This window comes from Streptomyces sp. NPDC059248, assembly GCF_042753905.1.
Classification (GTDB): Bacteria; Actinomycetota; Actinomycetes; order Streptomycetales; family Streptomycetaceae; genus Streptomyces.
The window spans coordinates 22,691-43,139 of sequence record NZ_JBHYZV010000004.1 but is presented as its reverse complement, the minus strand read 5'-3'; the positions used below and the strand labels follow the sequence as shown (position 1 = coordinate 43,139).

Here is a 20,449-nt window from a genome sequence, read left to right as displayed (position 1 = left end):
GTGAACCCGGAGGGGCGTCCCGGGCATCACCCCCGCGGTCACCCGAGAGGCTCCTCCTCGTTCCGTACGGGCAGGACGGCGCGGACCCGCCAGATCCGGGCGGGGCCCCCGGGCGGGCCCGGTTCGGGCCCCGCCGAGACCTGGCCGCCGAGCAGGGCGACCCGTTCGCGGATCCCGGTGAGACCGCTGCCCGAGCCCGGGGCCCGCGGCCCCGAGCGGTCGCCGTACGGGCTGGTCACGTTCACGGTCAGGGTTCCTTCGGCGGCCTGGGTCAGGGTGATCCGCACCTCGCCGGGGTCGGCGTGCTTCTGGGCGTTGGTCAGGGACTCCTGGACGATGCGGTACGCCGCCAGGTCCGCGGGCACGGACAGGGGCACACCGTCCTCGCGCCGGTCGTCGAGGGTGAAGGCGAGCCCGCTCGCCGCGCCGTTGGTACGGGCCCGGCCCACCAGCTGCTCCACCCCGGCGAGGGTGGGCGCGGCGGCGGGTGCCAGGTCGTCGGCGCCCTCGCGGAGCAGACCGATGAGCCGGCGCATCTCGGCGAGGCCCGCGACGCTGTTCTCACGGATGGTCCCCAGCACCTTCCGGGTGGTCGCCGGGTCGTCGAGGGAGAGCGCCGCGGTGGAGTGGATGGCGATGGCGGTGAGGTGGTTGGCGACCATGTCGTGCAGTTCGCGGGCCATCCGGTTGCGCTCGGCCGTCACCGCCTGGACCCGGTCCATCTCGGCCAGGAGCCTGGTCTGGTCGGCCCGCAGCCGGGCCGTGTCGGCGGCCTCCCGGTGGTTGCGGACGATCACCGCGGTCACCGCGGGGGCGAAGGTCACCAGCCCCACGAGTACCCCGAGCAGCAGGCCGTCCGCCGACCGGGTCCACAGCACGAAGGCGATGGTCGCGGCCCCCGTGAGCAGGACGGAAGCCACCGGGATACGGCGGGCGAGCCGGGGCGACCCGTAGAGCACCGCCGCGTACACCACATCGGTGAAGACCAGCACGGTGACCAGGCTGCCGACCGTGAACAGGCTGAGCACCAGCGCCGCCGTACCGGCCACGAGGGTGACCCGCGGAGCCGTCCGGCGGAACAGCTGGGCCGCACAGATCACCGTCAGCGGAACCAGCGCGGCCCAGGCGGGCAGCGGCGCGGCGGGGCGGACGTACTGGCCCAGCGACCACAGCAGCAGCCCGCCGAGGAACGCCGCCACGGCGAGGAACACGTCGAAGCGCGGGGGACGGGAGGTCTTCACCCTTCCATCAACACACGGCCGGGGCTCCCGTGCCTCGTCACCACGGTGGAGATCGAATACATCGAAGGATGCGTTCCGCTTCTCCCGGGCAGGCCCCGGCGCCGCTACCGGCGGTCGCCGTCGCCGTCGCAGGGGAAGTCCGCCGGGCCCCCGTGGGCGAGGTGGTCGCGGGTGGCCTCGCGTTCGGTCTCGGTCATCGCGGCCGACGGGATGGTGATGACGCCCCCGAAGGGGCGGTCGGCGTCGCGGATGATGCACAGCGTCGACGCCAGGATGCCGGTGATGACGACGAGGACGGCGATCTGGCCGCGGTTCCTCCGGCGAGGCAGACAGATCGCGAGGGTCAGGATCGTGATCGCGACGGTGGCGAGCAGGAACCAGAGGATGGCGGCGGGGACGCTCGCCGTCGCCTGGGTGAGCCGCTCCTCGCGCTCCTGGGAACGCTTGTTGTCGGCGGCGACGAGCAGGCCGAAGGACTTGTCCCCCTCCAGCTCCCGGAAGGTGTGGCGGAACTCGGCGGCCCATACGCCCGGGGCCGACGAGCCGTCCCCGTCGGCCATGGCGGGCCACTCCTGGACACGTACCGCCCGGGCGTAGCAGACGGCGGCGGTCTGGATCCGTGCCCGGTGGGCCGCGGGCACGTACTCCGCGATCTCGGCCATGTGGTCGAGGGCGCGGGCCTCGCCGCGCGAGGCGACCTCGGCCTTCCCGTACGAGCCGGACGCGGTGACCAGGACGAACGCCAGCAGGAGCACCGTCAGCATCAGCAGCGGCTCCACGACGTCCTTGAGCGCCAGGCCGTGCCCGTCGTCGAAGGGCACCAGCCGGGGCCGCAGCCGGCGGTTGGCCGCGAGGCCCGCGAGCAGGGCGAGCACGGCGACGACGATCACGACCACCACGGGCGGCCACCTCCCGGGGTGAGGGGACGCCGCGATCATGCCCGGCGCCCGACCGCGCCCGGACCGCGGAACACCCGCTCACCTCGATCGGAGGACACACCTTGCGCCGGAGAGCCCCGTACGAACCGGTGCGGGAAGGCGTGAGGAAGGCGCGGGAGAAAAATCACCGCGTCATCCGGGCAACCCGAACCCGCCTCCACCCCCTTCCTCTTCCGTGGAAGCTTTTCTCCGAGCGGGACGAGAAGGACAGCTGGATGGGTCTGCCGGGCGACGACGCGGGTTTCGAGGCGTTCGTCGCCGCCCGGGGGCCGCGGCTGCTGCGCGTGGCATGGCTGCTGACCGGCGACGCGCACCTCGCCGAAGATCTGTTGCAGACGACCCTCGCCAAGGTGTGGCCCAAGTGGCCGCGGATCGCCGGGGAGCATCCGGAGGCGTACATCCGCAAGACGCTCGTCAACACCTCCACGGAGTGGTGGCGGCGGCGCTGGCGGGGCGAGGTGCCGCACGACGTGCTGCCGGAGCCGGGGCGCGGGCGGGCGGGGGAGGCGGACGACGCCTTCGCCCGGGTCGATCTGGAGCAGTCGATGGCCGATGCCGTACGGTCCCTGCCCGCGCGCCAGCGGGCGGTCGTCGTCCTGCGGTTCTTCGAGGATCTGAGCGTGGCCGAGACGGCGGCCACCCTGGGCTGCGCGGAGGGCACCGTCAAAAGCCAGTCCGCGAAGGCGCTGAAGACCCTGCGGTCGGTGCTGCCGGAGCCGTTGGCGGAGGGCGGTGAGTCCCGTGGCCGAGCCGCGTGACCACTCCGGGGACGACGACGCCGCGGCGGAGCACGAGCTGCGGGTCCTGCTGGAACGTACGGTGCCCGATCTGCCGACGCCGTTGAACCGGATGCGTCAGGTACGCGACCGGGTCCGGCGCCGCCGTCGCAGGCGGCGCGCCGTCGTGGGCGCCGCCGCCACGGCCGCCCTGACCGCCGCCGTCCTGGCCGTTGGCGGGTCCCTGCTGCCCCGGGCCGGGGGCGGCGGAACGGCCGACGAGGCCGCGCCCGAAGCGACGCGCGATCCGGCGGCCGCCCCGGAGCGGCCGGGGCCGCGCGCGAAGAAGGTGACCAACCCCGATCTGGCCGGTCTCGTCGTGGCCTTCCCCGCGGGCTGGCACACCGTCAACGCGCCGGACCGGCCCGACAAGGGCGTCAGCAGCCGGACGTACGCGGCGACCACACCGCTGACCTCGTTCGACTGGCCGTGCCGGAAGAGTCCGTGCATGCCCCTGCGGGAGCTGCCCGCGGACGGCCTGTTCGTCGACTTCACCCTGGAGCGCAGCTACCAGCACCCGGCGGCGCTGCTGCGCGAAGGACGACGGCTCGGCCCCGAGGAGATCCTCGAACCCGACTGCCGGACCGTCGGCGGCACCCAGGCGTTCAGCGGGGTCGTCGGCGGAGTGCCGGAGGCCCGCGCCATCCTCTCCGTACTGGTCTGCGCCGGCCCCGCGGTCACGGGCGCACGGCTGACCCAGGTGGCCGGGATGATGGACTCCGCCACCTTCGCCCTGCCCGGCGGCGGCGGTACGAAGAAGGGCGTCGTCACCGGCGCCCCCGCGAAGGCCGACCCCCGGGAAAAGCGCGAATCCGCCATCGCGCCCGGCGCCCAATGGCCCGGTGGCGCGACGGCCGGTCCCGGAAAGTCCGCCGGATCGCGGGAGGTGCCGTGACCGCGCTCCGCGCCACCGCCGTCCCCGTTTCCGCCCCCGGCCGGCCGGGGCCCGCGCGCGTCCCCCGCCTTCTGATAGCCGAGTACGACGACGGGCGCGCGGCCACCGCCGAAGCCCTGGCCCGCCTCGGGTTCGCCACCACCGCCGTCGGCGACGGCGCGGCCGCCCTGCGGCTCATGGGCGGCGCCCCGGTGGACGCCGTCGTCACCGACATGCTGCTGCCGGGGCCCGACGGTGTCGGCCTCATCCGCTCGATCCGCGAGCGCAGCGCCGTACCCATCCTGATGATCACCGGCCGGGACGACGACATCGAGGGCATCGCCGCCCTGGCGGCGGGCGCCGACGACTATGTGCCCCGCCCGCTGCGGCTCAATGTGGTGGACGCCAGGCTGCGGGCCCTGCTGCGGCGCGCGACGGCCCCGGCCCCGGCCGCGTACCAACAGCCGTGCCCGGTGAACAGCAGCACGGGCTTTCCGACGGACTTCCCGGCGGGCGGCCCGCGGCCCGCCGTACGAACCGTCGGGGACGTCGAGATCGACCAGGAGACCCATCGGGTACGCGTCGCCGGACGGCCCGTCGCGCTCACCCCCACCGAGACCCGGCTGCTGACCGAACTCGCCGGTGCGCCGGGGACCGTCGTCCGCCGGGACACCCTGCTGCGGACCGTGTGGCACGACCGGTGGCGCGGCGACACCCGGGTCGTCGACGTCCATGTCCAGCGGCTGCGCGCGAAGATCGGCAGCGAGCGGATCGTGACCGTGCGGGGCTTTGGTTACAAGATCGTCGATATTCCGTCACCGCATACCGGTAGGTGATCGACGACAATTACTGTCCGAACAGAACCACATTGGATCAAACCCATGCCAAAAACGCGCTCCGGCGGGCGTCGGTCGGCGACCCGACAGGCCTCCGTCTTCCTCGGAATCAGCATGCTCTCCGGCGCGGTACTGGCGGGCATCGCCCTGCCGGCCGCCGGCGCGCTGGGACTGGCCGCCAAGGGGACGGTCAAGAAGTTCGACGAGATCCCGGCGAATCTGAAGACACCGCCGCTCAGTCAGCGGACCACGATCCAGGACGCCGACGGCGAGACCATCGCCACGGTCTACTCCCGTGACCGGACCGTGGTCCCGCTGAAGGACATATCCCCGTACATGAAGAAGGCGATCATCGCCATCGAGGACTCGCGCTTCTACGAGCACGGCGCGATCGACCTCAAGGGCGTCCTTCGCGCCCTCAACAAGAACGCCCAGTCCGGCGGTGTCGCCGAAGGCGGCTCGACCCTCACCCAGCAGTACGTCAAGAACGTGTTCGTGGAGGAGGCGGGCGACGACCTCGACAAGGTCGCCGCCGCCATCCAGCAGACCCCCGGCCGCAAGATCCGCGAGATGAAGTACGCGATCCAGGTCGAGGAGGAGCTGGGCAAGGACCGGATCCTGGAGAACTACCTCAACATCACGTTCTTCGGGCAGCAGGCGTACGGCATCGAGGCCGCGTCCAAGCGCTACTTCTCCAAGTCGGCGAAGGACCTGAAGCTGGAGGAGGCCGCGCTGCTCGCCGGGCTCGTCCAGTCCCCCAGCCGTTACGACCCCGTACGCAATCTGGAGACCGCGACCCAGCGCCGCAATGTGGTGCTCAACCGCATGGCCCAGGTCGGGGCCGCCCCCAAGGCGGATGTGGAGCGCGCCAAGGCGAGTCCGGTCAAGCTCGACGTGAGCCGGCCGCAGAACGGCTGTATCACCGCGGGCAACGGCGCCGCGTTCTTCTGCGACTACGTACGGAACGTCTTCCTCACCGACCCCGTCTTCGGCAAGACCCGCGAGGAGCGGGCCAAGCTGTGGAACCGCGGCGGCCTGACCGTGCGGACGACGCTCGACCCGAAGTCCCAGAAGGCGGCCCAGGACTCGATCAAGGACCACGTCTACAAGTCCGACAAGGTCGCCACCGCGGTGACCATGGTCGAGCCCGGTACCGGCAAGATCCTCGCGATGGGCCAGTCCAGGCCGTACGGCTTCGGCAAGAACGAGACCCAGATCAACTACTCCGTCGACAAGAAGATGGACGGGTCGAACTACGGCTTCCCGGTCGGCTCGACGTTCAAGCCGTTCGTGGCCGCCGCGGCGCTGGAGGCGGGCCGCCCGGCCGGTCAGACGTACTCGTCGCCGTACGAGATGCAGTACCCGCGGCGGATCGAGACCTGCGACCCGGGCAAGCCGTGGATCAACTACTCGAACGAGGACCTGACCAACGAGCTGGAGTCCGAGAAGGGCCCCTACAGCCTCAAGCAGGCGATGGCGCTCTCGGTGAACACCTACTTCGTGCAGATGATCGGTGACATCGGGCTCTGCGCGGTGAAGGAGACGACCGACAAGCTCGGCCTGGTCGTGGGCGACGGCAAGAAGCTCCAGATGTCCCCGTCGGGACTGACCCTGGGCTCCGAGGGCATGTCCCCGCTGACCATGGCGTCCGCGTACGCGGCCTTCGCCGCGCGCGGCCAGTACTGCTCCCCCGTCGCCATCGAGTCGATCACGGACGCGAACGGGAAGAAGCTGAAGACGCCGAAGGCCAACTGCCGCCAGGCGGTGAGTGAGGGTACCGCCGACACCGTCAACGCGCTGCTGGAGGGCGTCGTCTCCGACCAGGGCGGCGGCACCGGCGCCAAGGCCGGACTGGACGGCCGGGACAACGCGGGCAAGACGGGTACGACGGACGGCCGGCGCAACGCCTGGTTCGTCGGCTACACCCCGAACCTGGCCGGAGCGGTCTGGGTCGGCAGCCCCACCCAGCAGGTCAAGATGTTCAACGTCCGCATCGGCGGCAAGTTCAAGGCGAAGGTCTTCGGCGGCGAGGTGCCCGGCGACATCTGGCGCGACGCGATGAGCGACGCGCTGAAGGGCAAGGACCGGCCGGACTTCGCCCAGGTGAGCCTCCCGAACCCGCCGCAGTCCGACCCGGACCGCGGGGGCGACGGTGACGGGGACGGCGAAGGCCGCGGCCCCGACGGACGGCCCGGCGGCGGCGGGAACGGCGGCGACGGGAACGGAAACGGCCGCGGCCCCGGGAACGGCGGCGGTGGTGACGGCGACGGAAACGGCGGCGAAGGGGACTGACGCGTAGACGCGACCCTCTGCAGGACGCAAGGCGAAGGCCCCGGGAGCACGGCTCCCGGGGCCTTCGCCCGTACCGACCCGCGGCGGGCCCGGCCCACCGCGGGACTCACCCCGCGCGGGACTCACCCGGGCGGCCCTTCCCGGCGGGCCGCCGACCGCCCGGCCCTGTTCTGCTGGTCCTGCCGGGGCCCCACCCGGCGGTCCCCCGAGGAGATCCGGAATGACGACAGCCATCATCGGCCTGGGAAACATCGGCGGCCGGCTCGCGGCGAACCTCGCCCGCGGCGGCGAGCCCCTGCTGCTCGCGAGCCGCGACCCGGAACAGGCCCAAAAGGAAGCGAGCCGGGTCGGCGGCGGCGCGCGGGCCGTGACGGTCGACGAGGCCGTCGACCAGGCCGACGTCCTCGTCCTCGCGGTCTGGTTCGACACCATCAAGGAGCTGATCGGGGTCTGGGGCGACCGGCTGGACGGCACGATCGTGGTGGACCCTTCGAACCCGATCACGGCCGACGGAAAGGGCGGGTTCCGCAAGACGCTGCCGGAGGACGAGTCGTCCGGCACCGTCATCGCCTCCTTGCTGCCCGACGGGGCCCGGCTCGTGAAGGCGTTCGGCACCCTCACCGCCGACACCCTCGGCGAGGCCGCGCACCGCGCGCCGCCGCTGGCCGTCGGGTTCTACGCCACCGACGACCGGGCGGCCGGTGACACGGTCGCGGGGCTGATCCGTACCGCCGGCTTCGACCCGGTCCCGGTCGGCGGGATCGACCAGTCGATCCGTATCGAGGTCTTCGGCGACCTCCACGAGTCCAACCTGGGCTCCCCCCTCACCAAGTCCGAAGCCACCGCCCACCTCTGACCCCCGACGCCGCATCCCTGCGGGGACGGTCAGGTGGAGCCGTCCCCCTGCGGGCGGGCGAGGTGGACGGGCTGGGGACGCCGCATCCCTGCGGGGCGGTCCAGTACAGGTGTTCAGGGGCGCCGCATCCCTGCGGGGAGGGCGAGGTGGAGGCTTTTAGGGGCGCGGGGAACTGCGCGACCGGCCGTGGACGGTCTGCGGTCCGCTTCGATACCTCGGTGGCACCGTCACTCGCGGCGCTTCCCGCGCCTCCGGCGCCCGGAGCCGTACGGCTGCCGTATGCCGTATTCGGTCCGCGGACCGTGGTGGGCTGGTCGCGCAGTTCCCCGCGCCCCTAAATACCTCCATCTCACCCACCCCGCAGGGGAAAACGTCTCCACCTCACCCACCCCGGAGGGGCGCGTCAGCCCAGGAGGCCGCCGATGACGCCGCGGTCGCCGCCGCCGCCCGAACCCGTACCGCCGCCGCCGGAGCCGTCCGCCGGGGCGTCGCCGCCCGAGCCCGACGGGGAGCCGGACGAACCGCCGGACGTGGAGCCGCCGCCGGAGGAAGCCGGTCCCGAGGAGCCGGACGGGGCCTGCGCCGGGCCCGGACGGTCCGGCGCCGACCTGCGGCCCGTGGCGCCCTGCGTCTCGCTCGGCTGCCGCCCGGTCCCGCCCGTCTCCCGGGCCTTCTCGCTCGGCGTCGCCGACTTCTCCTCCTTCGGCCGCCCGTCGCCCGCGCCGCTGCTCGCGGCCGGGGACGGCTTGCGGTCACGGCCCTCGCCGGGCCCCGAGGACGTCGCGCCGCCCGTCGGCCGGTCCTCCGGGAGCGACGAACCGGGGAGGTGGTTCGTCGGGTCCTGGCCGGGCCGGGGGACGTTGACCACGGTCTGGGACCGTACGGCCCCGCCCAGCACCGAGCCGATCAGCAGCGTCAGACCGATGACGACCGCCGCGATCAGCCCGCCGCGCCGCAGCACCCGGCGGCGCAGGTCCCACAGCTCGGCCCGCGGCCCGAGGGTGCGCCACGCCTCGCCCCCGAGGTGGCCGTCGACCGAGTAGACCGGGGCGCCCGCGATGATCAGCGGCGACCAGGCGGCGAGGTAGACGATGTCCGGGGCGTCGTACGCGGGCACCGTCTTCCAGCTCACCGTCAGGATCAGCGCCGCCGACAGCAGCGCCCCGAAGACCGCCGCGACCCGCTGCCACAGACCCAGCACGGTGAGGACGCCGACGACGACCTGGAGGAAGGCGACGGTCAGCCCGGCGCCGACGGGGTGCGAGAGGGCGAAGTCCCGCAGCGGCTCGGCCAGCGGCCACGGATGGAGGGAGTTGAGCCACTTCACCATCGAGCCGCGTTCGCCGCCGTCGAAGTAGACGGGGTCGCAGAGCTTGCCCATACCGGCGTAGATCGAGATGAAGCCGAGGAAGACCCGCAGCGGCAGCAGGACGACACCGAGGTTCATCCGGCGGCCCGGATAGTACGCGTGCCGGACCGCGTCGCCGCCGTTGCGCTGGAGGCGGCCCGCGGTGACGGTCTCGTCGAACTCGTCCGCCGCCGGGTCGTAGCCGTCGCCGTGGTCACCGTCGTAACCGGCACCCGCACCCGCGCGGTATCCGGAGTCGTAACCGCCGCGTCCGGTACGGCCCGGCGCCCGATCGGGGCCGTCGTACGCGCCCTCGGCCTGCCGCATCGGCGGCAGCAGGGGCGCGACGGGCGTCGGCGCGGTGTCGGCGTCGGCGTCGGCCGCGCCGATCTCGACCCGCGGGATGACCTGCGTCGCCCCCGCCGTGTCGTAGCCGTCGCCCCCGGAGCCGTATCCGGCGCGCTCGACGGTGGCCGTGGCGGAGGATTTCCGTACGGCCTGGAGAAGACCCGACGCGGCCGTGTCACCGGGCGCCGAACGCCCGCTCCAGACCACCGGCGCACGCCGCCGCGCGGGCCCGGGGGCGCCGGCCGCGGCGGATCGTACGGGAACGGGGCGCGGTCGCGCGCTCGGGGCGAGCTGCACCCGGAAGCTGGCGTGGTTCACGATGACCTGCGCGGGGTCGGAATGAACCTTCAGCATGCTCAACGCAGGCTGATCATCGAACCCGGGCCGGGGCGTTCTGGTGTCCACACTCATCTAACCGAGTGACATCGCGTTAGGACACTGCCACGGCGCGCCTTTCCTGTCCGAGGCCCGTCAAGCGCAGGTGAGAGCCCCTGAACGGTCCGTGAACGGTCCGTACCGAGGCGCGCAAGTCCGGCGCGCCGGGCGTGTCCCACGATCACGTCAAAGAACGCGGCGGCGCCCCCGGGTCCGGGAGCGCCGCCGCGTTCGTATCGCCGTATCGCCGTATCGCTCTGTATCGCGGTGTCGGCCGTATCGCTGTGCCGGCCGGATCGCCGTCAGACCCGGCGCCGCGCCGCCTCGTACAGCACCACGCCCGCCGCGACACCCGCGTTCAGGGACTCGGCGCCGCCCGGCATGGGGATCCGGACGAGGTAGTCGCAGGTCTCGCCGACGAGCCGGGAGAGGCCCTTGCCCTCACTCCCGACGACGATGACGACGGGGCCGCCGAGCGCCTCCAGGTCGCCGACCTCGTGGTCGCCGTCCGCCGCGAGGCCGACGACGGTGATGCCCGCCTTCTGGTACGACTCCAGGGCGCGGGTGAGGTTGGTGGCACGAGCGACCGGGGTCCGCGCGGCGGTACCGGCCGAGGTCTTCCACGCGCCCGCCGTCATACCGGCGGCGCGCCGCTCGGGCACCACCACGCCGTGGCCGCCGAAGGCGGAGACGGAGCGGACGACGGCGCCGAGGTTGCGCGGGTCGGTGACGCCGTCGAGGGCCACGATCAGCGGGTCCTCGCCCTGTCCTGACGCGGCGGCGGCCAGGTCCTCCGGGTGGGCGTACTCGTACGGCGGCACCTGGAGGACGAGCCCCTGGTGGTTGAGCCCGTTGGTCATCCGGTCCAGCTCGGGCCGCGGCGCCTCCATGATGTGGAGGTCGCCCCGGTCGGTGGCGAGCCGGAGGGCGTCGCGGACCCGCTCGTCGTTGTCGATGAACTGCTGGACGTAGAGCATGCTCGCGGGCACGCCGTCGCGCAGCGCCTCGAAGACCGGGTTGCGGCCGACGACCATCTCGGAGGTGCCCTTGCCGCCGCGCCTGGCGGGCGTGGCGCGGCGCGCCGCCTGCTTCGCCTTGGCGTTGGCGACACGGTTCTTCACATGGCCCTTACGGGCGGACGCGGGCGGGGTCGGCCCCTTGCCCTCAAGGGAGCGGCGTCCCTTGCCACCGCTGCCGACCGTGGCGCCCTTCTTGTTGGACGTACGGCGGTTCCTGCGCTGGCTGTTCCCGGCCATGACTGTCTGCTTCCTGCTGCTACTGCTGGTCTATTGGATCGAACACCCGGACGCGTCCGTGCGTGCGTGTCTCTGTCAAAGTGTGCCGCCCACGGGCGCGGGCGGCACACCCGTCGGTTCGGCCCGGTCCGCTCACCGTCCGCCGGGGTCCCTCATCGCTTGCCGAGGGACCATCGCGGCCCGTCCGGGCTGTCCTCGATGACCAGTCCGGACTGCTGGAGCTGGTCGCGGATCGCGTCCGCCGTGGCCCAGTCCTTACGGGCCCTGGCCGCCTCGCGCTGCTGGAGCACCAGCCGGACCAGACTGTCGACGGCGCCGTGGAGATCGTCGCTGTCCTCGGCCTCGCCCGCCCAGTGCGGGGCGAACGGGTCGAGCCCGAGGACCCCGAGCATGGCCCGGACCTCGGCCGCGCGGGCGATCGCGGTCTCCTTGTCGTCGGCGGCGAGCGCCGAGTTCCCCTGCCGGACCGTGGTGTGGACGACGCCGAGGGCCTGCGGTACGCCCAGGTCGTCGTCCATGGCCTCGGCGAAGGCGAGCGGCACCTCGGGCGCGGCCTCGATCGCCGTGCCGGCCTTCTCGCAGACCCGGGTCAGGAAGCCGGTGATCCGGGCGAACGCGGCGGCCGCGTCGTCCAGCGCCGCGTCGCTGTACTCGATCATCGAACGGTAGTGCGGGGTGCCCAGGTAGTAGCGGAGGACGATGGGCTGCCAGCGCTGGACCATCTCGGAGACGAGGACCGAGTTCCCGAGGGACTTGGACATCTTCTCGCCCGCCATGGTGACCCAGGCGTTGTGCACCCAGTAGCTCGCGAAGTCGTCGCCGTACGCCTTGGCCTGGGCGATCTCGTTCTCGTGGTGCGGGAAGATCAGATCGATCCCGCCGCCGTGGATGTCGAAGGCCGGGCCCAGGTACTTGTGCGCCATGGCGGAGCACTCCAGGTGCCAGCCGGGCCGGCCGCGGCCCCACGGGGTGTCCCAGTCGGGCTCGCCGGGCCTGCTCGCCTTCCACAGGGCGAAGTCCCGGTGGTCGCGCTTGCCGGTCTCGCCGTCGCCCGAGGGCTGCCGCAGCTCGTCGATGTCCTGGTTGGACAGCTCCAGATAGCCGGGGAAGGACCTCACGTCGAAGTAGACGTTGCCGTCGACGGCGTAGGCATGGCCCCGCTCGATCAGACCGCGCATCATCTCGATCATCTCGGGTACGTGGCCGGTGGCGCGCGGCTCGTAGGTCGGCGGCAGGCAGCCGAGGGCGTCGTAGCCCGCGTTGAACGCGCGCTCGTTCTCGTAACCGATGGACCACCAGGGGCGGTTCTGGTCCGCCGACTTCTGGATGATCTTGTCGTCGATGTCGGTGACGTTGCGGATGAAAGTGACCTCGTAGCCGCGGTAGGCGAACCAGCGGCGCATGATGTCGAAATTCAGCCCCGACCGGATATGGCCGATGTGCGGGGCGGCCTGCACGGTGGCGCCACAGAGGTAGATCGAGACACAGCCCGGTGTGAGCGGGGCGAAGTCACGGATCTGCCGGGCGCTGGTGTCGTACAGGCGAATAGTCACCCCCCCAGGGTAGTGGGCGCGCGACAGTGCCCCGCTCCTTACCGGCCATGGCCGTACACGTTCCCGGCCATTCCACGGCCCAAGGGGCGCAGGGGCCCGTCGAACCCCCCGCTCACCGGCCGGGACGGTCCCGGTGGGTGGCCCGCGGAGGCACCCGGGGGCGGGCGGGGGACGGGTGGAGGGTGGGTGGCGGGCGGGGGTCAGATCCGGCCGACGACCTTGCGCGGGCTGATCCGGACGACGACCCGCTGGGCGTCCTCGGACGCGGCCGGGTTGAAGGTCGCGTAGTCCTGCCCGGTGTACTTCAGCGCCAGCTCGTCGATCAGCTCCCGGCCGCCCTCGGTGGTCAGCTCGGCCGTACCGCGGATCTCGGCATAGGTGTACGGGGCGTCGAAGGGCTGGACCACGACGGTGACCCGGGGATCGCGGCGCAGGTTCCGCTCCTTCTGCCGCCCGATCGTGGTGGAGATGATGACGTCGTCCCCGTCGCGTTTCACCCAGACCGGGGACACCTGAGGGCTCCCGTCGGGCTGGATGGTCGCCACGGTGACGAAGACGGGCGAGTCGAGCAGGGACTTCAGCTCTTCCGAGAGCGTGGCGGACATGGCATCGCCTTCCTGATCCGGGGTCACGATCCGTGAGGTCGAGGCGCCCGTGCGTCACGTACGCCCGTCCTGTGAACCATGCCACACGCCAGCATATTTCCGACGTTTGTTGCAACGTCGTGAACACGTCCGACCTCCGTCGCCGCCGAGTCGCACGCGCGGCGGCGACGGAGACCTCTGGTGGCACTGGGGGCCCCGGCGCCCCTGGAACCCCGGGACCCCCCGCGGCGCGGCCCGTCAGCCGCCCCGGCGGAAGACGATTGCCGTCGCGATCGCCGCCAGGCCCTCCGCGCGGCCCGTGAGCCCGAGGCCGTCCGTCGTGGTGCCGGAGACCGAGACCGGCGCCCCGACCGCCGCGCTCAGCGCCTTCTGCGCCTCGTCGCGGCGCTTGCCGATCTTGGGACGGACGCCGATCACCTGGACGGCGACATTGCCGATCTCGTACCCCTCGGCCCGGACGATCCGCGCCGCCTCGGCCAGCAGGGTGACCCCGGACGCGCCGGACCACTCGGGCCGGCTGGTACCGAAATGGGCGCCGAGGTCGCCGACGCCCGCGGCGGAGAAGAGCGCGTCGCAGGCGGCGTGGGCGGCGACGTCGCCGTCCGAGTGCCCGGCGAGCCCGGCGCTCTCGCCCTCCCACAGCAGCCCGGCGCACCACAGCTCACGGCCCGGTTCGAAGGCGTGGACGTCCGTACCGATCCCGACCAGCGGCAGCGGTACGGGCAAGGGGCTCGGGTCAGAAGCCATCGTTGGCCCTCCTGCGGGCGAGTACCGCCTCGGCGAGTACGAGGTCGAGCGGACGGGTCACCTTGAACGCCTCCTCGTGCCCGGGCACGACGAAGACGGGCTCCCCCAGCCGCTCCACCATGCCCGCGCAGTCCGTGGCGCCGTCGCCCTCCTCCGGGAACGCGGCATGGGCCCGCAGCAGGGTCGCCCGGTCGAAGCCCTGCGGGGTCTGCACGGCCCGCAGCCGGGCGCGCTCGGGGGTGGCGACGACGGGCTCGGGCTCGCCCTTCTCCCCCGGCTCCACCTCCTTGACGGTGTCCGCGAGCGGCAGTGCGGGGACGACCGCGGGCGCCCCGTCGCGTACGGCCTCGATCACGGAGTCGACGGTGTCGACGGGCACCAGCGGGCGGGCCGCGTCATGGACGAGGACGACGGGGATGTCCTCGGGGACGGCGGCGAGGCCGAGCCGTACGGACTCCTGGCGGGTCGCGCCGCCGGGGACGACGACGACCTCGGTACGTTCCGGCAGGGCGACGTCGGCGAGCAGGGTACGGACGCCCTGGGCGTCCTCGGGGGGCGCGACGACCACGACGAGGGCGACGGCGTTGGACGCGGCCATGGCCCGGACGGCGTGCACCAGCATGGGGGTGCCGCTGAGCACCCGGAGCGCCTTGGGGGCGCCGGGGCCGAGCCGTACCCCCCGTCCGGCGGCCGGGATGACCGCCGCGGTGCGGGGTGTGAGCAATCGGTCTGACATCGGTTGCACTCCGGCAGGTTTGTTTCCTCGGCCCGGATGGGTATGGCCTCAGCGTGCCGGGCGCGACGCCTGGACGGACCCTTCCGTGACGACGGTCTGCGCAAGTCGCCCGGGCCCGGCACACCAGGGCCGGGCCTCCCCTGGGGGCCAGGTCTCCTGGGACAGCTGTGACATGTGCCGACGGCGTCATAGGACGGACAGGTGACGACGGCAGCGGACGAACATGCCGCAGTGCCCGGCAACAGGTCCGTGATCAAGGGGGATCACATCGTGTCGGCGGGCACCGCGGCAGTTGTGTGTGCGGTGGGCTGATCCGGTACGCGTCCGCGCGGGGCGGTCCGGCCAGCCGTACGCGTCAGGACGCGAGAACCTCGTCGAGCAGGGCCTCGGCCTTGTCCTCGTTGGTGTTCTCCGCGAGGGCGAGTTCGCTCACCAGGATCTGGCGCGCCTTCGCGAGCATCCGCTTCTCACCGGCGGAGAGCCCGCGCTCACGCTCGCGACGCCACAGGTCGCGAACGACCTCGGCGACCTTGATGACATCACCGGAGGCGAGCTTCTCCAGATTTGCCTTGTACCGACGGGACCAGTTAGTCGGCTCTTCGGCGTACGGCGCGCGCAGTACCTCGAAGACCCGGTCGAGCCCGTCCTGGCCGACCACATCGCGTACGCCCACGAACTCGGCATTGTCCGCCGGTACGCGAACCGTCAGGTCGCCCTGAGCGACCTTGAGCACCAAGTAGGTCTTGTCCACGCCTTTGATCTGGCGAGTTTCGATGGCCTCGATCAGCGCGGCCCCGTGATGGGGATAGACCACGGTGTCGCCAACCTTGAACGTCATGTGACAGGTACCCCTTCCGTGGCTATCCAGGGTAACACGGATACAGCTTGTTCTGAATGGCGTTTTCGCAGGTCAGGGCATATCTCGGGGCTTGACAACAGCGACGGGAACGTGCTGTGGACGGCTTGCGGAACACGGTATTCGCAGGTCGGAGCGGCTCTACGGACAGGCGGAAACACGCCCGTCACACCTGGCGGGACGAGCACGGAGGGGGCCGAACGTCCCGTTTTGCCTGGTTCTCGCCGGTGAACTTCCCGTACTCCGTTCGGTCCTCGGTCACCCGTACGGAGGGACGGTCGGCGAAATCCTGAATTGATCTTCGAATGATCTCCGGTAATCAATACCGCCTCATCCGCACCACACATCCATCACATCCCCTGTTCCCCGCCGATGTTCCCGTCGCGTTCCCGTCGATGTACGCCGCCGGCCGGACGCCGAAAATTGATCACGGCCCCCGAAATCCCGATCGCGACGGATTCACGGGACGGCCGTCCGGTGAATCCCGTCGTGATCGACCGGACCAGGGACAAGGGCCGGGACGAGGGCCGGGCGCGGCCCGTCCGGCGGACCGCCCACCAGGGACGAGAAGGGGGCGAAGGGCCTGTTAGGGGCGGGTCGGGTGCGGGCGCGAAGGGAGGGCTCTGTAATCTGTGGGCGAACTGACGCGGGCACGGCCGCCATTGCGCCGGTTCAGCAGACGCAGGACCGTCCCAGTAGATCCGTACGTGCAAGGAGATGACGCCGCCGTGAGCCTCCCCCTTACTCCGTCCGGGGGCGCTACTCGCCTTCGCCGCGGCGCTCTCGCCGTGTCCGCAGTCGCGTTGTCGTTCACCGCGCTCACCGCGTGCGGCGCGGGCAACAACGCGGAGTCCCTCGGCATCAAGCCGGACACGGCGACGGCGTCCGTGGACAACATCGCCATCCAGAACGCGAATGTGATCACCCAGGAGAAGGCGGGCCAGGCCGGGCCCGCCGTCGTCTCGGCGACGATCTTCAACAGCGGCCGGTCGGACCAGACGCTGGACTCGATCACCCTGTCGGACGGCGCGGGCACCGTGAAGCTCACGGCCGCGTCCGGCTCCGGCCCGGTCACCGTCCCCGCCCAGGGCTCGATCGTCATCGGCGGCAAGGGCAACGCGTCCGCGGTCGTCGAGGACGGCACGGCGCTGGCGAAGAACGTCGGCGGAGTCCAGGAAGTCGTCTTCCGGCTGAGCAAGACGGGTGACGTCCGGCTGCAGGCGCTGATCGCGGCGAACTCCGCGGACTACAAGGACTTCGGCCCGACGAACCCGCCCCCCGCCCCGGCGGCGTCCGCGTCCCCCGAGACCGGGCAGGGCTCCGAGCAGCCCGGCGACGAGAACAAGCCCGGCGACGGCGAGACCGGGCAGACCGAGGGCGAGCAGGGCACCGAGTCCGGCGCCCCGGGCACCGAGGGCTCCTCGGAGAACCCGGGCCACTGAGCCCGTACTCCGTACCCGTACGACATCGCGCGAAGGGCGCCCCACCGCTTCCGGTGGGGCGCCCTTCTCCGTACGACTGTTACGGCTTACGGCTCGAACTTGTAGCCGAGCCCCCGGACCGTGACGAGATACCGCGGCGCGCCCGGGTCGGGTTCGATCTTGGCGCGGAGGCGCTTGACGTGGACGTCGAGGGTCTTGGTGTCACCGACGTAGTCCGCGCCCCAGACCCGGTCGATGAGCTGCATCCGGGTCAGGACCCGGCCCGCGTTGCGGAGCAGCATCTCCAGCAGGTCGAACTCCTTCAGGGGGAGGTCGATCTTGCCGCCGGAGACGGTGACGACATGGCGGTCGACGTCCATCCGGACCGGGCCGGCCTCCAGCGCGGCCGGGGCGACCTCCTCCGGTTCGCCGCGGCGGCGCAGCACGGCGCGGATCCGGGCGACCAGCTCGCGCGAGGAGAACGGCTTGGTGACATAGTCGTCGGCGCCTATTTCCAGCCCCACGACCTTGTCGATCTCACTGTCCTTGGCGGTCACCATGATGACCGGGACATTGGAGCGGCCGCGGAGCTGGCGACAGACCTCGGTGCCGGGGAGGCCCGGCAGCATCAGATCGAGGAGGACGAGATCGGCGCCGTTGCGCTCGAACTCGTCGAGTCCTTCGGGTCCGGTGGTCGCCACGGCGACCTCGAACCCCTCTTTGCGGAGCATGTAGGAGAGCGCGTCACTGAACGACTCCTCGTCCTCGACGACAAGCACTCGGGTCACGGAAGGACCTCCGGGGCAGGGATCTCGGTGTTCGGATCGGTGGGGGGAGTGGGCCGGTCGGCGTTGTCGGCGCGATCCGGTTCCGGTTGGTTACGGGCCCGTCGGGACACGGATCCCGCTTCCGGGAGCCGCAGGGTAAAGGTGGAACCCTGGCCCTCGGAGCTCCAGACCGTGACCTCCCCGCCGTGCGAGGCGGCCACGTGCTTGACGATCGCCAGCCCGAGGCCGGTGCCTCCGGTGGCGCGGGAGCGGGCCGGGTCGACGCGGTAGAAGCGTTCGAAGACCCTCTCACGGTCCTTCTCGGAGATGCCGATGCCCTGGTCGGTCACGGCGATCTCGATCAGGTTCCCACCCGGTGCCGGTACCCGGCGCGCCGAGATACCGACGCGGGTCCGGGCCGGGGAGTAGTTGACGGCGTTCTCGACCAGGTTGCCGAGGGCCGCGGCGAGCTGACCGCGATGCCCCCAGATATACAGGTCGTCGGTGCCGCCGGAAACCATGGTGATGTTCTTGGAAGACGCCGGCTGGCGGGACCGGTCGATCGCGTCGGCGACCATCTTGTCGACCCGGACGGGCTCGGCGCCGTCCAGCGGGTCGTCGTTCTGGACCCGGGAGAGGTCGATCAGCTCCTGGACGAGGCTGGTCAGCCGGGCGGCCTCGATCTGCATCCGGCCCGCGAAACGGAAGACCGCCTCGGGGTCGTCCGAGGCGTCCATGACGGCCTCGGCGAGCAGGGACAGCGCGCCGACGGGGGTTTTCAGCTCATGGCTGACATTGGCGACGAAGTCCCGGCGTACGGCTTCGATCCGGCGGGCCTCGGTGAGATCCTCCACGAGCAGCAGGACGAGCCGGGAGCCGAGGGGGGCGACCCGGGCGGAGACGGCGAGCGCCTCGCCCCGGCCGGTGCCCCGGCGCGGCAGATCCAGCTCCACCTGGCGGATCTCGCCGTCGCGGCGGGTGTCGCGAGCCATCTTCAGCATGGCGTCGACGGTCAGCTTCCCGCCACGTACCAGCCCCAGGGCGTACGCCGCCGAGCTGGCCTTGACGACGGAGTCGCTTTCGTCCATGACGACGGCGGAGGAGCGCAGCACGGAGAGTACGGTGTCGACACCGGGCGGCAGTACCGCGTCGGTGTGCAGCGACGACCGGGTGGGCCGGCGCTGTTCCCGCTCGCTCCAGCGGAACGCCAGCACGGCGAAGACACCGGTCAGGAGACCGGCGAGCGCCGCCGCTGCGGCGACCGCCGCGTTCACGTCCATGCCTCAAGGTTAGGCATGGTCATCGCGTCGGTCCCGGCCGGAGACGCTCCGCGCGGGACTCGTCGCCCAGAGTTCACCGGGGGGACGGGACCGGTTCACCCGCGCGGATGGGCGGCGTCTCCTGGGACGCCGACCGTGGGAGCGTGGGGGCGCCAGGCCCCATCCGGACCCCGGTCGCCACGACGGGATCAGGTCACCGAGAGAGGGAACTCCATGCGGGACGCGTACCACGAGGAACTGGACTCGATCAGCGAGAGTCTGGTGGAGATGGCCAGGCTGGTCGGATCGGCCATAGGGCGCGCCACGACGGCGATGCTCGACGCGGATCTGAAGCTGGCCGAGACCGTGATCGCCGCCGATCAGAAGGTCGACGATCTCCAGCACGATCTGGAGGGCCGGGCCATCGCCCTGCTGGCACGGCAGCAGCCGGTCGCCACGGATCTGCGGATCGTGGTGACGTCGCTGCGGATGAGCGCCGATCTGGAACGGTCGGGGGATCTCGCGCAGCATGTGGCCAAGCTGGCCCGGCTCCGCTTCCCGGAGTCGCCGGTTCCGCAGGATCTCCAGGCGACGATCCTGGAAATGGGTCAGCTGGCGCAGCGGCTGATGGCGAAGGCCGCCGAGGTGATCATCACCAAGGACGTCGATCTGGCGCTCCAGCTGGAGACCGACGACGACGAGATGGACCTGCTGCACCGGACGCTGTTCCAGCACCTGATGGACGACCGCTGGAAGCACGGCATCGAGACGGCGGTGGACGTCACACTGCTGGGCCGCTACTACGAGCGGTTCGCGGACCACGCGGTGTCGGTGGCGAAGCGCGTGGTGTACCTGGTGACGGGTGAGCACGCGGACGAGCTGCAGCCCGACACCATGGACGCCGCGGACCCGGTGGAGCCGTAGGCGGGCCCACGCCGTTCGGCCTACGGCGGGATACGTACGGACCGTTCCCGTGCACCCACGCGCGGTTGACGCGCCCGGCGGGGCGGGCATCCAATGGCGGAGGGCGGCATGCCGTGTGCGCCACGCGCGAGCATGCCTCCGTACCCCCTGAGGAGGAGCTCATGGCCGAGTCCCCCACCCCGGACCCCCGGCGGGAAGCCCCCGCCGAGGCGTCCCGCGATGTGAACCGTCTTCCACTGTCGGGCGCCTGCGGCTGCGGCTCGGGCTGCGGCTGCGGCTGCCAGTCGGGGGCGCCCTGCCAATGCGGCGGCTGCTGCGGCTGACGCACGCACCCCAAGGACCCGCCGGTCACGACGACCGGCGGGCTCTTCCTTTTTTTGGGGGGCTCGGTTCGCCTCCGGGGCGCTTCAGCCGTGTTCTTCAGTCGACCGTGCTCGACCG

19 protein-coding genes are annotated in these 20,449 nt (G+C 71.9%); 8 read left to right on the top strand and 11 right to left on the bottom strand.

All coding sequences use genetic code 11. The annotated features are described in order from the left end of the window. Window positions 1-38: 38 nt before the first annotated feature. Window positions 39-1,241 (bottom strand): sensor histidine kinase, encoded by a 1,203-nt coding sequence (locus ACFXG1_RS02915; protein WP_384713218.1) that lies wholly within the window; start codon window positions 1,239-1,241, stop codon window positions 39-41. Window positions 1,242-1,345: 104 nt separating this feature from the next. Next, on the bottom strand, window positions 1,346-2,140 hold the full coding sequence (locus tag ACFXG1_RS02910) for a hypothetical protein (protein ID WP_384713215.1): 795 nt from the start codon (window positions 2,138-2,140) through the stop codon (window positions 1,346-1,348). Between the two features lie 254 nt (window positions 2,141-2,394). On the opposite strand from ACFXG1_RS02910, the gene ACFXG1_RS02905 reads away from it, so the two are divergent. From ACFXG1_RS02905 to ACFXG1_RS02885, 5 genes are all read left to right on the top strand, one after another. Then, the gene (locus tag ACFXG1_RS02905; RefSeq protein ID WP_384713212.1) at window positions 2,395-2,937 is read left to right on the top strand and encodes a SigE family RNA polymerase sigma factor; all 543 of its coding nucleotides are present in this window, start codon (window positions 2,395-2,397) and stop codon (window positions 2,935-2,937) included. Beyond that, the gene (locus ACFXG1_RS02900) at window positions 2,921-3,850 is read left to right on the top strand and encodes a hypothetical protein (protein WP_384740488.1); all 930 of its coding nucleotides are present in this window, start codon (window positions 2,921-2,923) and stop codon (window positions 3,848-3,850) included. The genes ACFXG1_RS02905 and ACFXG1_RS02900 overlap by 17 nt, the downstream gene beginning before the upstream one ends. 71 nt (window positions 3,851-3,921) lie before the next feature. Next, window positions 3,922-4,665 carry a response regulator transcription factor gene (locus tag ACFXG1_RS02895; protein WP_384740606.1) on the top strand — a complete coding sequence of 248 codons (744 nt, stop codon included), beginning with the start codon at window positions 3,922-3,924 and terminating at the stop codon, window positions 4,663-4,665. 45 nt (window positions 4,666-4,710) lie between these two features. Continuing rightward, the gene (locus ACFXG1_RS02890; RefSeq protein ID WP_384740485.1) at window positions 4,711-6,957 is read left to right on the top strand and encodes a transglycosylase domain-containing protein; all 2,247 of its coding nucleotides are present in this window, start codon (window positions 4,711-4,713) and stop codon (window positions 6,955-6,957) included. A 220-nt stretch (window positions 6,958-7,177) separates the two neighbouring features. Then, window positions 7,178-7,813, top strand: coding sequence for an NADPH-dependent F420 reductase (locus ACFXG1_RS02885; RefSeq protein ID WP_384740482.1), 636 nt, complete (start codon window positions 7,178-7,180; stop codon window positions 7,811-7,813). Between the two features lie 403 nt (window positions 7,814-8,216). Here ACFXG1_RS02885 and ACFXG1_RS02880 read toward each other — a convergent pair whose 3' ends face one another. From ACFXG1_RS02880 to ACFXG1_RS02850, 7 genes are all read right to left on the bottom strand, one after another. Continuing rightward, window positions 8,217-9,920 (bottom strand): DoxX family membrane protein, encoded by a 1,704-nt coding sequence (locus tag ACFXG1_RS02880; protein ID WP_384721157.1) that lies wholly within the window; start codon window positions 9,918-9,920, stop codon window positions 8,217-8,219. Between the two features lie 266 nt (window positions 9,921-10,186). Next, window positions 10,187-11,140 (bottom strand): 23S rRNA (guanosine(2251)-2'-O)-methyltransferase RlmB, encoded by a 954-nt coding sequence (gene rlmB / locus ACFXG1_RS02875; RefSeq protein WP_384721154.1) that lies wholly within the window; start codon window positions 11,138-11,140, stop codon window positions 10,187-10,189. 152 nt (window positions 11,141-11,292) lie between these two features. Continuing rightward, window positions 11,293-12,693, bottom strand: coding sequence for a cysteine--tRNA ligase (gene cysS, locus ACFXG1_RS02870; RefSeq protein WP_384714184.1), 1,401 nt, complete (start codon window positions 12,691-12,693; stop codon window positions 11,293-11,295). A gap of 200 nt (window positions 12,694-12,893) precedes the next feature. Further along, entirely contained in the window at window positions 12,894-13,298 is a 405-nt protein-coding gene (locus tag ACFXG1_RS02865; RefSeq protein WP_384714187.1) for a PPOX class F420-dependent oxidoreductase, read from the bottom strand. Between the two features lie 237 nt (window positions 13,299-13,535). Then, window positions 13,536-14,045, bottom strand: coding sequence for a 2-C-methyl-D-erythritol 2,4-cyclodiphosphate synthase (gene ispF / locus ACFXG1_RS02860; RefSeq protein ID WP_384714190.1), 510 nt, complete (start codon window positions 14,043-14,045; stop codon window positions 13,536-13,538). Further along, the gene (gene ispD, locus ACFXG1_RS02855; RefSeq protein ID WP_384714193.1) at window positions 14,035-14,781 is read right to left on the bottom strand and encodes a 2-C-methyl-D-erythritol 4-phosphate cytidylyltransferase; all 747 of its coding nucleotides are present in this window, start codon (window positions 14,779-14,781) and stop codon (window positions 14,035-14,037) included. The genes ispF and ispD overlap by 11 nt, the downstream gene beginning before the upstream one ends. A gap of 355 nt (window positions 14,782-15,136) precedes the next feature. Then, entirely contained in the window at window positions 15,137-15,619 is a 483-nt protein-coding gene (locus ACFXG1_RS02850) for a CarD family transcriptional regulator (RefSeq protein WP_003953493.1), read from the bottom strand. 806 nt (window positions 15,620-16,425) lie between these two features. Between ACFXG1_RS02850 and ACFXG1_RS02845 the strand changes: the two genes are divergently transcribed. After that, entirely contained in the window at window positions 16,426-17,079 is a 654-nt protein-coding gene (locus ACFXG1_RS02845; protein ID WP_384714196.1) for a hypothetical protein, read from the top strand. An 86-nt stretch (window positions 17,080-17,165) separates the two neighbouring features. Here the strand turns inward: ACFXG1_RS02845 and ACFXG1_RS02840 are convergent, their stop codons facing one another. Both ACFXG1_RS02840 and ACFXG1_RS02835 read right to left on the bottom strand, forming a co-directional pair. Continuing rightward, window positions 17,166-17,846, bottom strand: a complete 681-nt coding sequence (locus ACFXG1_RS02840) for a response regulator transcription factor (protein ID WP_361536590.1) — start codon at window positions 17,844-17,846, stop codon at window positions 17,166-17,168. Then, window positions 17,843-19,105 carry a sensor histidine kinase gene (locus ACFXG1_RS02835; protein WP_384714199.1) on the bottom strand — a complete coding sequence of 421 codons (1,263 nt, stop codon included), beginning with the start codon at window positions 19,103-19,105 and terminating at the stop codon, window positions 17,843-17,845. The genes ACFXG1_RS02840 and ACFXG1_RS02835 overlap by 4 nt, the downstream gene beginning before the upstream one ends. 213 nt (window positions 19,106-19,318) lie before the next feature. Between ACFXG1_RS02835 and phoU the strand changes: the two genes are divergently transcribed. Both phoU and ACFXG1_RS02825 read left to right on the top strand, forming a co-directional pair. Then, a complete protein-coding gene (phoU, locus tag ACFXG1_RS02830; RefSeq protein WP_384714202.1) occupies window positions 19,319-20,008 on the top strand; it encodes a phosphate signaling complex protein PhoU in 690 nt (229 codons plus the stop codon). A 161-nt stretch (window positions 20,009-20,169) separates the two neighbouring features. After that, the gene (locus ACFXG1_RS02825) at window positions 20,170-20,331 is read left to right on the top strand and encodes a hypothetical protein (RefSeq protein ID WP_384714205.1); all 162 of its coding nucleotides are present in this window, start codon (window positions 20,170-20,172) and stop codon (window positions 20,329-20,331) included. The last annotated feature ends 118 nt before the right edge of the window (window positions 20,332-20,449 follow it).